This window comes from Micromonospora sp. CPCC 205546 (genome assembly GCF_036902715.1).
Lineage (GTDB): Bacteria > Actinomycetota > Actinomycetes > Mycobacteriales > Micromonosporaceae > Micromonospora.
Map to the genome: position 1 here is coordinate 1 of NZ_JBAKHL010000106.1, position 15,501 is coordinate 15,501.

At 75.2% G+C, this 15,501-nt stretch carries 1 protein-coding gene; it reads left to right on the forward strand.

The window, feature by feature from the left end; translation table 11 throughout:
• Positions 1 to 15,501 (forward strand): SDR family NAD(P)-dependent oxidoreductase (locus V6U77_RS28295; protein ID WP_442934530.1); only part of this gene is annotated, 15,501 nt, incomplete at both ends.

Consider the following 15,501-nt stretch of genomic DNA (forward strand, 5'->3'; position numbering starts at 1 on the left):
CCGACGTGCTGCCGGACGATGGCGCCGTGTTGTCGGTCGCGGTGCAGCGCCGGGACCGGGCGGAGGCGCAGGCGCTGCTGCACGCCCTGGCCGAGCTGCACGTGCACGGGGTGCCGGTGACCTGGCAGTCGTGGTTCGCCGACACCGGCGCGCGCCGGGTCGACCTGCCCACGTACGCCTTCCACCGGGAGCGGTACTGGCTGCCCCCGGCCAGCCAGTCGGCCGACGTCTCGGGGGCGGGCCTCGGCGTGGCGCGGCACCCCCTGCTCGGCGCGACGGTGTCGGTCGCCGGCGAGGACATGGTGGTGCTGACCGGCCGGCTGTCGGTCTCGACCCACCCGTGGCTCGCCGACCACGTCGTGGCCGGCGCCGTGGTCGTGCCCGGCACCGCCCTGGTCGACCTCGTCGTCCGGGCGGGCGACGAGGTCGCTGCCTCCCGCGTCCGTGAGCTGACCGTGCTCGCCCCGCTCCTGCTGCCCGCCACCGGCGGTGGGGTACGGGTGCAGGTCCGCGTTGGTCCCGTCGACGGGACCGGCAGCCGGTCGGTGACCGTGCACTCCCAGCCCGAGGACGCCCCGGAGGAGGGGTGGACCCGGCACGCCGACGGCCTCGTCGGCACCCCCACGGCCGACGAGCCCACCCTCGGAGCGTGGCCGCCGCCCGGCGCGTCCGAGGTGGACGTCACCGGCTGGTACCCGGCGGTGGCCGAGCACGGGCTCTCCTACGGGCCGGCCTTCCGGGGCCTGCGCCGGGCGTGGACCGCCGAGGGCGAGGTGTTCGCCGAGGTCGCCCTCCCCGACGAGGTGACCGGGGATCCGGCGGGCTTCGGGGTGCACCCGGCGCTGCTGGACGCCGCCCTGCACCCCGTCGGGCTGCTGCCCGCCGACGAGGCGGGCGGCGGGGCCCGGGTGCCGTTCGCGTTCGAAGGGGTGCAGGTCCACGCGGTCGGGGCCCGGACGCTCCGGGTCCGCCTCACCGCCTCCGGCAGCTCCGTGCGCCTGGTCGCCGTCGACGAGACGGGTGTGCCCGTGGTGTCGGTGGACTCGCTGACGTTGCGTGAGACGACCGGCATGGCGGCAGCCCCGGACGAGGCACAGCGCTCCCTGTTCGAGGTCTCCTGGCAGCCCGAGCAGATCACCGCCTCCGACGCCCCGCAGGGCTGGGCGGTGCTCGGCCACCGCCCGCTCGACGGCGCCCCGCACCTTCCGGCGTACGCCGGAAGGTGCGGGGCGGTGACCACTGCGGTGACGGACGCGACCGCCTCCGCCCCCGCGGCGCTGCTGCTGCCCGTCCCCCCGGTGGCGGCCGGGGCGGACGTGCCCGACGCGGTCCGCTCGGTCACGGCGGACGTCCTCGCCACGGTGCAGGCGTGGCTGGCCGCCGATTCCCTGGCGGACTCGCGGCTGGTCGTGGTGACCCGCGGCGCGGTGGCCACCGGCACGGACGACCACGTCACCGACCTGGCCGGGGCGGCGGTCTGGGGCCTGCTGCGTTCGGCCCAGTCGGAGCACCCCGGCCGGATCGTGCTGGCCGACCTGGAACCCGACGTCGACCTGGACGCCGACCTGCTGGCCCTGCTCGCCGCAGCCGCCGACGACCCCGCCCTCGACGGGCAGCTCGCGGTGCGGGCGGGCACGGCGTACCTGCCGCGGCTGATTCGCGCCACCGGCGCCGCGCACACCCCGACGACCCTCGGCCGGGGAACCGTCCTGGTCACCGGGGGCACCGGATCGCTCGGCGCCCTGCTGTCCGAACACCTCGTCACCGCGTACGGCGTGCGTTCGCTGGTGCTGGCGTCCCGCCAGGGCCCGGCGGCTCCCGGCGCCGACCTGCTGGTGGAGCGGCTGGCCGCGCTGGGCGCCGCCGTGCGGGTGGTCGCCACGGACGTGACCGACCGCGCCCGGGTCGGCGAGCTGATCCGGTCGATCACCGACGAGGACCGCCTCGCGGGGGTGGTGCACACCGCCGGCGTCCTGGACGACGGCGTGGTCAGCGGCATCACCGCCGACCGGTTGGCGGACGTGCTGGCCCCCAAGGTCACGGCGGGCTGGTGGCTGCACGAGGCGACCGCCGAGCTGGACCTCGACCTCTTCGCGCTCTTCTCCTCCGTCGCCGGCGTGCTCGGCTCTCCCGGCCAGGCCGCCTACGCGGCCGGCAACGCCTTCCTGGACGCCCTCGCCGTGCTGCGGGCGCAGCGGGGGCTGGCCGCGGTCAGCCTCGCGTGGGGCATGTGGGACACCGACGGCATGGCGGCGTCGATCAACGAGGCCGACCGGGCCCGGGTGACCCGGGCCGGGCTGGTCCCGATGACCGCGCCGGTCGGCCTCGGGCTGTGGGACGCCGCCCTGACCCACGGCGGCGCGGCACTGGTGCCGGCCGTGGTCGACCTGCCCGCCATGCGGGCGCAGACCGCCGCGGGCCGGGTGCCGGTGATGCTGCGGACCCTGGTGGGTCCGACCGCGAAGCGCCGCCGCTCCGGCAGCGGAGCGTGGGCCGACCGGCTGGCCGGCCTCGACCCGCAGGAGGCGCGGACGCAGGTGGCCCTGCTCGTCCGCGGGATGGTCGCGCAGGTCCTCGGCCACAGCGGCGCCGACCAGGTGCCGGCGGACCGGGCGTTCCGGGAGCTGGGCTTCGACTCGCTGACCGCCGTCGAGCTGCGCAACCGGATCAACAGCGCGACCGGGCTGCGGCTCACGTCGACGCTCGTCTTCGACTACCCGACCCCCGACGCCCTGTCGGAGCACCTGTTCGAGCAGCTCTCCGGCCAGGTCGCCGACCAGCAGCACGCCGTGCGGGCGACCACCGTCGACGAGCCGATCGCCATCGTCGGCATGGCCTGCCGCTACCCGGGCGGCGTGACGAGCCCGCAGCAACTGTGGGAGCTGGTCGCCGCCGGGGCCGACGGCATCGGCGAGTTCCCCACCGACCGGGGCTGGGACCTCGACCGCCTCTTCCACCCCGACCCGGACAACCCCGGGACGTCGTACACGCGGCACGGTGGCTTCCTCTACGGGGCCGCCGAGTTCGACCCGGACTTCTTCGGCATCTCGCCTCGCGAGGCGATCGCGATGGACCCGCAGCAGCGCCTGCTGCTCGAGGCGTCGTGGGAGACGTTCGAATCCGCCGGCCTCGACCCGTCGCGGCTGCGCGGCAGCCGGACCGGCGTCTTCGCCGGGCTGATGTACCACGACTACGCCTCCGGCGTGCAGGACCTGCCCGAGGGCGTGGGCGGCTACCTCGGCACCGGCACCTCCGGCAGCGTGCTGTCCGGCCGGGTGGCGTACACGTTCGGACTGGAGGGCCCGGCGGTCACCGTGGACACGGCGTGCTCGTCGTCGCTGGTGGCGCTGCACCTTGCCGTGCAGGCGCTGCGCGGTGGCGAGTGTGATCTGGCGTTGGCCGGTGGTGTGACGGTGATGGCGACGCCGGGGACGTTCATCGAGTTCTCGCGGCAGCGGGGCCTGTCGCAGGACGGTCGCTGCAAGTCGTTCGCGGCGTCGGCGGACGGCACGGGCTGGTCCGAGGGCGTCGGCGTGCTGCTGGTGCAGCGCCTCTCGGACGCGCAGCGCGAGGGCCGGCGGATCCTGGCGGTCGTACGCGGGTCCGCCGTCAACCAGGACGGCGCGTCGAACGGGTTGACGGCGCCGAACGGCCCCTCGCAGCAGCGGGTGATCCGTCAGGCGCTGGCGAACGCCCGCCTGACCCCGGCCGACGTGGACGCGGTGGAGGCGCACGGCACCGGCACCACGTTGGGCGATCCGATCGAGGCGCAGGCGTTGCTGGCGACGTACGGGCAGGACCGTCCCGTCGACCGGCCGCTGTGGCTGGGCTCGATCAAGTCGAACATCGGGCACACCCAGGCCGCCGCCGGGGTGGCCGGCATCATCAAGATGATCATGGCGATGCGCCACGGTCTGCTGCCGTCGACGCTGCACGTCGACGAGCCGTCCCCGCACATCGAGTGGAGCGCCGGGGCCGTCTCCCTGCTCACCGAGGCGCGCGACTGGCCCACCGCGGACCGTCCCCGGCGCGCGGCGGTCTCGTCGTTCGGCGTCAGCGGCACCAACGCGCACGTCATCATCGAGCAGCCGCCCGCCGAGGCGGAGCCGACCCGGGGCGCCGGCGCGCCGACGCCCGGCGACGAATCCGCCGCCGGGAAGGTGCCGGCCCCGGTGCTGCTGTCGGCCCGGTCCGAGGTCGCCGTCGCGGCGCAGGCGGAGCGCTGGGCCCGCTGGATCGCCGGCAACGAGGAGCTGCGCCCCGTCGACGTCGGCTGGTCGTCGACGGTCAGCCGGGCCGTGCTGGAGCATCGCGCGGTGGTCACCGCGACCGGCCGGGACGAACTGCTGGCCGGGCTGCGCGCCCTCGCCGCCGGTGAGCCGACCACCGCCGTGGTCACCGGCACCGGCACGACGCGTACGCAGCTGGCCGTGCTCTTCTCCGGCCAGGGTGCGCAGCGCGCGGGCATGGGCCGGGAGCTGTCCGCCCTGTTCCCGGTCTTCGCGACCGCGCTGGACGAGGTGTGCGCGCAGCTCGACGCGCTGCTGCCGCGTCCGCTGCGGGAGGTGCTGTTCGCGGTCGAGGGCAGCCCGGAGGCGGGCTTGCTGGACCAGACGGTGTTCACGCAGGCCGGGTTGTTCGCGGTCGAGGTGGCGTTGTTCCGCCTCGTGGAGTCGTTCGGGATCGTTCCCGACGCGCTGGCCGGTCACTCGATCGGCGAGGTGACGGCGGCGCACGTCGCGGGCGTGCTGTCGCTGGCGGACGCGTGCGCCCTCGTCGCGGCGCGGGGCCGGCTGATGCAGGCGCTGCCGGCCGGTGGCGGGATGCTGGCGGTGGCCGCCGACGAGGCAGCGGTGGTGGAGTCTCTCGCCGGGCTGGGCGACCGGGTCGGCATCGCGGCGGTCAACGGGCCGGCCGCAGTGGTGGTCTCCGGTGCTGTCGACGCCTTGGACGAGGTGGAGCGGGCCTGGCGCGAGCGGGGTGTCCGCACCCGTCGGCTGACGGTGAGTCACGCGTTCCACAGTCCGCTGATGGAGCCGATGCTGGCCGAGTTCCGGGCAGTTCTGGACGGGTTGAGCTTCGCGGCGCCGTTGCTGCCGATCGTGTCGAACGTGACCGGTGCGCTGGCCGGTGACGAGATCCGCACGCCGGAGTACTGGGTGCGGCACGTGCTCGAGGCCGTGCGCTACGCCGACGGGGTGACGGCGCTGCGCGAGGCGGGTGTCGACACGTTCCTGGAGGTCGGGCCGCAGAGCGTGCTGACCGCGATGAACGCCGACCTGCTCGCCGAGGGCGCGCTCGCGGTGGCCGTCCAGCGCCGGGACCGTCCCGCCCCGCAGGCACTGCTGCACGCCCTCGCCGACCTGCACGTCCACGGCGTCCCGGTGACCTGGACGCAGTGGTTCACCGACGCCGGCGCCGCCCGGGTCGACCTGCCCACGTACGCCTTCCAGCACCAGCGGTACTGGCTCGGCGGGGGGCAGGCGCGTACCGCCGACGTGTCCGGCGCGGGCCTCGGCGTGGCCGGGCACCCGCTGCTCGGCGCGGCGGTCACCGTGGCCGGCGCCGACATGGTCGTGCTGACCGGCCGGCTGTCGCTCGCCACCCACGCGTGGCTCGCCGACCACGTCGTCTCCGGCGTGGTGATCGTGCCCGGCACCGCCCTGGTGGAGCTGGCCGTGCGGGCGGGCGACGAGGTGGGCGCGTCGCGGGTACGGGAGTTGACCGTGGCCGCGCCGCTGGTGCTGCCCGAGGGCGGCGCGGTGCGGGTGCAGGTGCGCGTCGGCGCGGCCGACGAGGCGGGCACCCGGGTCGTTGCCGTGCACTCGCAGTCCGAGGGCGACCCGGAGGCCGAGTGGGTCCACCACGCGGAGGGCGTGCTGGAGCCGGCGTCGGCCGACGAGCCGGGCGTGGGGGAGTGGCCGCCGGTCGGCGCCTCCGAGGTGGACGTCGCGGGCTGGTACCCGACGCTGGCCGAGCACGGCCTGACGTACGGGCCGGTGTTCCAGGGGCTGCGCCGGGTGTGGACCGCCGACGATGGCGTGTACGCCGAGGTGGCCCTGCCGGACGAGGCGGCGACGGAGGCGGCGCGCTTCGGCGTGCACCCGGCGCTGCTGGATGCCGCCCTGCACCCGATCGGGCTGCTGCCGGGCTCGGAGGGGTCGGGTGGGCCGCGGGTGCCGTTCGCGTTCGAGGGTGTGCAGGTGCACGCCTCGGGTGCGCGGGTGCTGCGGGTGCGGCTGACGCGTACGGGCTCGGCGGTGCGGTTGGTCGCCGGCGACGAGTCGGGCGCGGCCGTCGTGTCGGTGGACTCCCTCGTCCTGCGCGAACTGACCGGCGTACCCGCTGCGGGCGCGGCGGGCCGCTCGATGTTCGAGGTCGCCTGGCAGGCCGAGGAGGTCAGCCCGGCCGGGGACGCCTCCGGGTGGGCGCTGGTGGGCGCGCCGGTCGGCGTCGACCTGCCGGCGTACGGCGACGTCGAGGCCCTCGCCGCGGCGGTCGACGCCGGTCAGGTGTCCGCGCCGACGCGGCTGGTGCTGCCGGTCGACGCGTCGGGTGCCGCCGTCCCGGACGGGGTGCGCACGGCGACGTCGCACGTGCTGGCGACGGTGCAGTCCTGGCTGGCGGCGGACGTCCTGGCGGAGTCGCGGTTGGTGGTGGTGACCCGGGGTGCGGTGTCGGTGGGTGCCGACGATCGGGTGGTCGACCTGGCGGGTGCGGCGGTGTGGGGTCTGCTGCGGTCGGCGCAGTCGGAGCATCCGGGTCGGATCGTGCTGGCGGACGTCGACGGTGACGTGGACGCCGGGCTGCTGGGTGTGCTGGCTGCGGTGGCCGATGAGCCGGTGGCGTTCGGTGGTCAGGTGGCGGTGCGGTCGGGTGCGGTGTTCGTGCCGCGTCTGGTGCGCGCGGTCGCCTCGTCGTCGGCGGACGGTGCCGTGGTGGGCGACGGCGCTGTGCTGGTGACCGGCGGTACGGGTGCGTTGGGTGCGCTCGTGGCGGAGCACCTGGTGTCGGTGCACGGGGTGCGCTCGCTGGTGCTCGTCTCGCGGCGTGGCCCGGAGGCCGCGGGTGCTGGCGAGCTGTCGGAGCGGCTGTCGGCGTTGGGCGCGTCGGTGCGGGTGGTGGCCTGTGACGTGACGGACCGGAACCAGGTGTTCGGGTTGGTCAGCGAGGTCGCTGCCGGGGGCCGGTTGGCGGGTGTGGTGCACACGGCCGGTGTGCTGGACGACGGTGTCGTGGAGGGGCTGACGGCGGAGCGTCTTGCTGGGGTGTTGGCGCCGAAGGTGTCGGCGGGTTGGTTGTTGCACGAGGCGACGGCGTCGCTGGACCTGGATCTGTTCGTGGTGTTCTCGTCGGTGGCGGGGGTGTTGGGTTCGCCGGGTCAGTCGGCGTACGCGGCGGGTAACGCGTTCCTGGACGGGTTGGCGGTGTACCGGCGGCAGCTCGGACTGCCCGCCGTCAGCCTCGCCTGGGGCATGTGGGACACCGCTGGTATGGCGGCGTCGATCGAGGCGGCGGATCGGGCGCGTTCGGCGCGGGCGGGTCTGACGCCGATGAGCGCCGAGGTCGGGTTGGAGTTGTTCGATGCCGCCCTGGCCGCCGACCGGGCGGCCCTGGTGCCGGCCGTGCTCGACGTACCGGCGATGCGCGCAGCACTCGGCGCCGGCCCGGTGCCGGCCCTGCTGCGTACCCTGATCGGGTCGACGGCGTCGCGGCGACGGGCCGCGCGGGGCGGCGACTGGGCCAACCAGCTCGCGGACCTGGCGCCCGACGAGGCGCGCGCCCAGATCGACGTGCTGGTGCGCGGGCTCGTCGCGCAGGTGCTCGGGCACGGTGGCGCGGAGGCGGTGCCGGCGGACCGGGCGTTCCGGGAGCTGGGCTTCGACTCGCTGACCGCCGTGGACCTGCGTAACCGGTTGAACGCGGCCACCGGGTTGCGGCTTGCCTCGACGCTGGTGTTCGACTACCCGACCCCGGCCGTGCTCGTCGACCACCTCTACGAGCAGGTCTCCGGGCAGATCGCCGCCCGCCAGACGGCGGTGCGCACCGCCAACACCGACGAGCCGATCGCCATCGTGGGCATGGCGTGCCGCTACCCGGGGGGCGTCGAGAGCCCGGACCAGCTGTGGGCGCTGCTGGCCGCCGGCGGTGACGGCATCTCCGAGTTCCCCACCGACCGCGGTTGGGACCTGGAGTCGCTGTTCGACCCGGACCCGGAGCACAGCGGCACGTCGTACACGCGGCACGGTGGTTTCCTCTACGGGGCGGCGGACTTCGACCCCGGGTTCTTCGGGATCTCGCCGCGTGAGGCCCTGGCGATGGATCCGCAGCAGCGGTTGCTGCTGGAGGCGTCGTGGGAGAGCTTCGAGTCGGCGGGTCTGGACCCGCAGCGGTTGCGGGGCAGCCGGACCGGTGTCTTCGCCGGCGTCATGTACCACGACTACGCCTCGCGCTTGATGGACCTGCCGCCGGACGCCGAGGGCTTCGTCGGCACCGGCACGTCGGGCAGCGTGCTGTCCGGCCGGGTCGCGTACACGTTCGGGCTGGAGGGCCCGGCGGTAACCGTGGACACGGCGTGCTCGTCGTCGCTGGTGGCGCTGCACCTGGCCGCGCAGGCGCTGCGCAGTGGCGAGTGCGATCTGGCGTTGGCCGGTGGTGTGACGGTGATGGCGACGCCGGGGACGTTCATCGAGTTCTCGCGGCAGCGGGGCCTGTCGCAGGACGGCCGCTGCAAGTCGTTCGCCGCCTCCGCCGACGGCACCGGCTGGTCCGAGGGCGTCGGCGTGCTGCTCGTGGAGCGGCTGTCGGATGCGCGCCGCAACGGGCACCGCGTGTTGGCGGTGGTACGCGGCACGGCCGTCAACCAGGACGGCGCGTCGAACGGCCTGACCGCGCCGAACGGCCCGTCGCAGCAGCGGGTGATTCACCAGGCCCTCGCGAACGCCCGCCTGACCCCGGCCGACGTGGACGCGGTGGAGGCGCACGGCACGGGCACTACGCTCGGCGATCCGATCGAGGCACAGGCGCTGCTGGCCACCTATGGGCAGGACCGTCCCGTCGATCGGCCGCTGCTGTTGGGGTCGGTGAAGTCGAACATCGGGCACACGCAGGCGGCTGCCGGTGTGGCTGGTGTGATCAAGATGGTCCTGGCCATTCGGCACGGCCTGGTGCCGCCGACCCTGCACGTGGACGAGGCGTCCCCGCACGTCGACTGGTCGGCCGGGGCGGTGGCCCTGGCGACGGAGGCGACGCCGTGGCCGGCCGTGGGCCGGCCGCGTCGGGCGGCGGTGTCGTCGTTCGGGATCTCCGGCACCAACGCCCACGTGATCATCGAGCAGCCGCCCGCCGAGGCGATCGAGGGTGAGATCGTCGCCCGGAACGTGCCGCCGGTGGTGCCGGTGCTGCTCTCCGCGCGTTCCGACGCGGCCCTGGCCGGCCAGGCGGGCCGGTGGGCGCGCTGGCTCGCGTCCGACGAGGCCCCGCGTCCGCTGGACGTGGCCTGGTCCTCCGTCACCACCCGACCCGCGCTCGAGCACCGGGCGGTCGTGACCGCCGCCGACCGGGACGACCTGGTGGCGGCGTTGGCCGCCCTCGCCGGCGGCGACCCCGTCGGTACGGTCGTGACCGGTGCCGCCGCCGCGCGGGGCCAGCTCGCGTTGCTCTTCTCGGGCCAGGGTGCGCAGCGCGCCGGCATGGGCCGGGAGCTGTCCGCCCTGTTCCCGGTGTTCGCCGTGGCGCTGGACGAGGTGTGCGGTCACCTGGATCCGCTGCTGCCGCGCCCGCTGCGGGAGGTGCTGTTCGCGGAGGCAGGCAGTGCCGAGGCGGAGTTGCTGAACCAGACGGTGTTCACGCAGGCCGGGTTGTTCGCCGTCGAGGTGGCGCTGTTCCGTCTCGTCGAGTCGTTCGGGATCGTGCCCGACGCGCTGGCCGGTCACTCGATCGGCGAGGTCACGGCCGCGCATGTGGCGGGGGTGTTGTCCCTGGCAGATGCGTGCGCCCTCGTCGCCGCGCGGGGCCGGTTGATGCAGGCGCTGCCCACGGGTGGCGGGATGCTGGCCGTGGCGGCCGACGAGGCGGCGGTGGTGGAGTCGATCTCCGGCCTCGCCGACCGGGTGGGCATTGCTGCCGTCAACGGTCCGACGGCCGTGGTCGTCTCCGGTGCCGTCGAGGCGCTGGACGAGGTGGAGCGGCTCTGGCGCGACCGGGGCACCCGCACCCGCCGACTGACCGTGAGCCACGCCTTCCACAGCCCGCTGATGGAGCCGATGCTCGACGAGTTCCGTGCGGTCCTGGACGGGTTGACGTTCGCGGCGCCGTTGCTGCCGGTGGTGTCGAACGTGACCGGTGCGTTGGCCGGTGACGAGATCCGCACGCCGGAGTACTGGGTGCGGCACGTCCGCGAGGCCGTCCGCTACGCCGACGGAATCACGGCGCTGCGGGCCGCCGGTGTCGACACGTTCCTGGAGGTCGGGCCGCAGAGCGTACTGACCGCGATGACCGCCGACGTGCTGCCCGACGGGGACGCGCTGGCCGTGGCCGTGCAGCGCCGGGACCGGCCGGAGGCACAGGCGCTGCTGCACGCCCTGGCCGAGCTGCACGTGCACGGGGTTTCGGTGACCTGGACGCAGTGGTTCGCCGACACCGGCGCGCGTCGGGTCGACCTGCCCACGTACGCCTTCCAACACCAGCGCTACTGGCCCGCCGCCAGCCGGGCGCGCACCGGCGACGTGTCGGGAGCGGGACTCGGCCGGACCGAGCACCCGCTGCTCGGCGCGACGGTGGACCTGGCCGGCGACGACGAGATGGCACTGACGGGCCGGCTCTCCCTGGCCACGCACCCGTGGCTGGCCGACCACACGGTCTCCGGGCTGACGCTGGTGCCGGGCACCGCCCTGGTGGAGCTGGCCGTGCGGGCCGGCGACGAGGTGGGCCTCTCCCGGCTGCGGGAACTGACCATGGCCGCGCCGCTGGTCGTCCCGGCGACCGGGGGCGTACGGATCCAGGTGCGGGTGGACGCAGCCGGTGACTCGGCGCACCGCGCCGTCGCCGTCTACTCCCGGCCCGACGACGACCCCGAGGCCGGCTGGACCCGGCACGCGGAGGGCGTGCTGGAGGCGGTCACCGCCGACGAGCCCGCCACGGTCACCTGGCCCCCTGCCGGGGCCTCCGAGGTGGACCTGGCCGGCTGGTACCCGGCGCTGGCGGAGCACGGCCTGACGTACGGGCCGGTCTTCCAGGGGCTCCGGCGTGCCTGGACCGGCGGCGGCGAGGCGTACGCCGAGGTGGTCCTGCCGGACGACGCCGGGGCGGAGGCCGCCGGCTTCGGCGTGCACCCGGCGCTGCTGGACGCCGCCCTGCACCCGATCGGGCTGCTGCTGGGTGGCGAGGAGTCGGGTGGGCCGCGGGTGCCGTTCGCGTTCCAGGGCGTGCAGGTGTACGCCTCGGGCGCGGCGATCCTGCGGGTGCACCTGACCCGCAACGGCTCCGGCTTCCGGCTGACCGCGTACGACGAGGCGGGCGCGCCGGTGGTGTCGGTGGACTCCCTCGCCCTGCGGGAGCTGACCGGCGCGGCCGCGTCGGGCGTGGCATCGCGGTCCCTGTTCGAGCTGCGGTGGCCGGCCGTGCAGGCGACCCCCGCCGGGGACCACTCCGGGTGGGCGCTGCTGACGGGCTCCCGGGAGGTGCCGGCCGAGCTGGCGGCACGGGTCGGGCTGGTCGCGTACCCCGACGTGGCGACGGTTGCGGGGGAGCAGTCCGTCCCCAGGACGCTGCTGCTGCCGGTGTTCCCGACGCCCGGGCCGGTGGCGGGGACGCCGGAGTCGGTCCGCGCGGTGACCTCGGACGTGCTGGCGACCGTCCAGTCCTGGCTGGCGGCGGAAGCCCTGGCGGACTCGCGGCTCGTCGTGGTGACCCGGGGCGCCGTGTCCGTCGGGGACGAGGACCGGATGGTCGACCTGGCGGGTGCGGCGGTGTGGGGTCTGCTGCGGTCGGCGCAGTCGGAGCACCCGGGCCGCATCGTCCTCGCGGACGTCGACGGCGACCCGGACTCCGTGCTGGTGGACCTGCTGGACGGCGTCCTGCGGGACCCGGCCGCGACCGGCGGCCAGCTGGCCGTCCGCAGCGGCGGCGTGTACTCGCCGCGCCTGGTCCGGGCCGGCTTCACGGCGGCGGAGACGCCCGCTCTGGGTGACGGCGCCGTGCTGGTTACCGGCGGTACGGGTGCGCTGGGCGCGCTCGTGGCGGAGCACCTGGTGTCGGTGCACGGCGTGCGCTCCCTGGTGCTCGTCTCGCGGCGTGGCCCGGAGGCCGCGGGTGCGGGTGAGCTTTCGGAGCGCCTGACCGCGCTGGGCGCGTCGGTGCGGGTGGCGGCGTGTGACGTGACGGACCGGGACCAGGTCGGCGCGCTGGTCGCCGAGATCGCAGCCGAGGGCCGGTTGGCGGGTGTGGTGCACACCGCCGGTGTCCTCGACGACGGTGTCGTGGAGGGGCTGACCGCCGAGCGTCTTGCCGGGGTGCTGGCGCCGAAGGTGTCGGCGGGCTGGTTCCTGCACGAGGCGACGGCGGGCCTGGACCTGGACCTGTTCGTGGTGTTCTCGTCGGTGGCGGGGGTGTTGGGTTCGCCGGGTCAGTCGGCGTACGCGGCGGGTAACGCGTTCCTGGACGCCCTGGCCGTGTACCGGCGGCAGTTGGGTCTGCCGGCGGTGAGCCTGGCGTGGGGCATGTGGGACACCCCCGGCATGGCGGCGTCCCTCGACGACGCGGACCGGGCGCGCTCGACCCGGGCGGGTCTGACGCCGATGAGCGCCGAGGTCGGGTTGGAGTTGTTCGACGCCGCCCTGGGCGCCGACCGGGCGGCGCTGGTGCCGGCCGTGATCGACGTCCCCGCGCTGCGGGCGGCGACCTCCGGTGGCCCCGTGCCGGCCGTGCTGCGCACCCTGATCGGCGTGACCAGCACCCGCCGCCAGGCGGGGCAGGGCGGTGGCGGCTGGGCCGACCGGCTCGCCGGGCTGACCGAGGGCGAGGGCCGGGCCCAGGTCGACGTGCTGGTGCGCGGGCTGGTGGCGCAGGTGTTGGGGCACGGTGGCGCGGAGTCGGTGCCGGCGGACCGTGCGTTCCGGGAGTTGGGCTTCGACTCGCTGACGGCGGTGGACCTGCGTAACCGGTTGAACGCGGCCACCGGGCTGCGGCTGGCCTCGACGCTGGTGTTCGACTACCCGACCCCGGCCGTGCTCGCCGAGCACCTGTGGTCGGAGTTGGCCGGCGTTCGTGGGTCGACCGCCGGCCCGGTCGCCGGTACGGTCGTCGGCACCGACGACCCGATCGCGATCGTCGGCATGGCCTGCCGCTACCCGGGCGGCGTGGAGTCTCCCGACGAACTGTGGGAGTTGCTGGCCGGCGGCGGTGACGGTATCTCCGAGTTCCCGGCGGATCGGGGCTGGGACCTGGAGTCGCTGTTCGACCCGGACCCGGACCGCAGCGGCACGTCGTACACCCGGCACGGTGGTTTCCTCTACGGGGCGGCCGAGTTCGACCCGGCCTTCTTCGGCATCTCGCCGCGTGAGGCCCTGGCGATGGATCCGCAGCAGCGGTTGCTGCTGGAGGCGTCGTGGGAGTCGTTCGAGTCGGCGGGTCTGGATCCGCAGCGGTTGCGGGGCAGCCGGACCGGTGTCTTCGCCGGCGTCATGTACCACGACTACGCCTCCCGGCTGATGGACCTGCCGACCGAGGTGGAGGGATACGTCGGCACGGGCACGTCGGGCAGCGTGCTGTCGGGTCGGGTGGCGTACACGTTCGGGCTGGAGGGCCCGGCGGTGACCGTGGACACGGCCTGCTCGTCGTCGCTGGTGGCGCTGCACCTGGCCGCGCAGGCCCTGCGCAGCGGTGAGTGCGATCTCGCGCTCGCCGGTGGTGTGACGGTGATGGCGACCCCGGGCACGTTCATCGAGTTCTCGCGGCAGCGGGGCCTGTCGCAGGACGGCCGCTGCAAGTCGTTCGCGGCGTCGGCGGACGGCACCGGCTGGTCCGAGGGCGTCGGCGTGCTACTGGTGCAGCGCCTCTCCGACGCCCAGCGCGAGGGCCGGAAGATCTATGCCGTGGTACGCGGCACGGCCGTGAACCAGGACGGCGCGTCGAACGGTCTGACCGCGCCGAACGGCCCCTCGCAGCAGCGGGTGATCCGGCAGGCGCTGGCGAACGCGCGGCTCACCCCGGCCGACGTGGACGCCGTCGAGGCGCACGGCACCGGCACCACGTTGGGCGATCCGATCGAGGCGCAGGCGCTGCTGGCGACGTACGGGCAGGAGCGTCCGCAGGACCGGCCGCTGCTGCTCGGGTCGGTGAAGTCGAACATCGGGCACACCCAGGCCGCCGCCGGCGTGGCCGGCGTGATCAAGATGGTGCTGGCCATGCGGCACGGCCTCGTCCCGCCGACCCTGCACGTCGACGAGCCGTCCCCGCACATCGACTGGACGGCCGGGGCGGTAGCTCTGGCCACCGAGCCCACCCCGTGGCCGCAGGTGGACCGGCCGCGTCGGGCGGCGGTGTCGTCGTTCGGGATCTCCGGCACCAACGCGCACGTGATCATCGAGCAGCCGCCCGCCGAGGCGGTCGAGGGTGAGATCGTCGCCCGTGACGTGCCGCCGGTGGTGCCGGTGCTGCTCTCCGCGCGTTCCGACGCGGCCCTGGCCGGCCAGGCGGGCCGGTGGGCGCGCTGGCTCGCGGCCGACGAGGCCATGCGTCCGCTGGACGTGGCCTGGTCCTCCGTCACCACCCGGCCCGCGCTGGAGCAGCGCGCCGTCGCCGTGGTGACCGACCGCGACGACCTGCTCTCCGCGCTGCGGGCCCTCGACGCGGGCGAGCCCTCCGGAGCGGTCGTGACCGGTGCCGCCACCGCGCGCGGTCAGCTCGCGCTGCTCTTCTCGGGTCAGGGTGCGCAGCGCGCGGGCATGGGTCGGGAGTTGTCTGCCCTGTTCCCGGTCTTCGCGACCGCGCTGGACGAGGTGTGCGGTCACCTCGACGCGCTGCTGCCGCGTCCGCTGCGGGAGGTGTTGTTCGCGGAGGCGGGCAGTGCCGAGGCGCAGCTGTTGGATCAGACCGTCTTCACGCAGGCCGGGCTGTTCGCGGTCGAGGTGGCGTTGTTCCGTCTCGTGGAGTCGTTCGGGATCGTGCCCGACGCGCTGGCCGGTCACTCGATCGGCGAGGTGACGGCGGCGCACGTCGCGGGCGTGCTGTCGCTGGCGGACGCGTGTGCCCTCGTGGCGGCGCGGGGTCGGTTGATGCAGGCGCTGCCGGCCGGTGGCGGGATGTTGGCGGTGGCGGCGGACGAGGCTGCGGTGGTGGAGTCTCTCGCCGGGCTGGGCGACCGGGTCGGGATCGCGGCGGTCAATGGTCCGACGTCGGTCGTGGTGTCGGGTGCTGTCGACGCCTTGGACGAGGTGGAGCGGGTCTGGCGGGACCGGGGCGCGCGGACGCGCCGGTTGACGGTGAGTCACGCGTTCCACA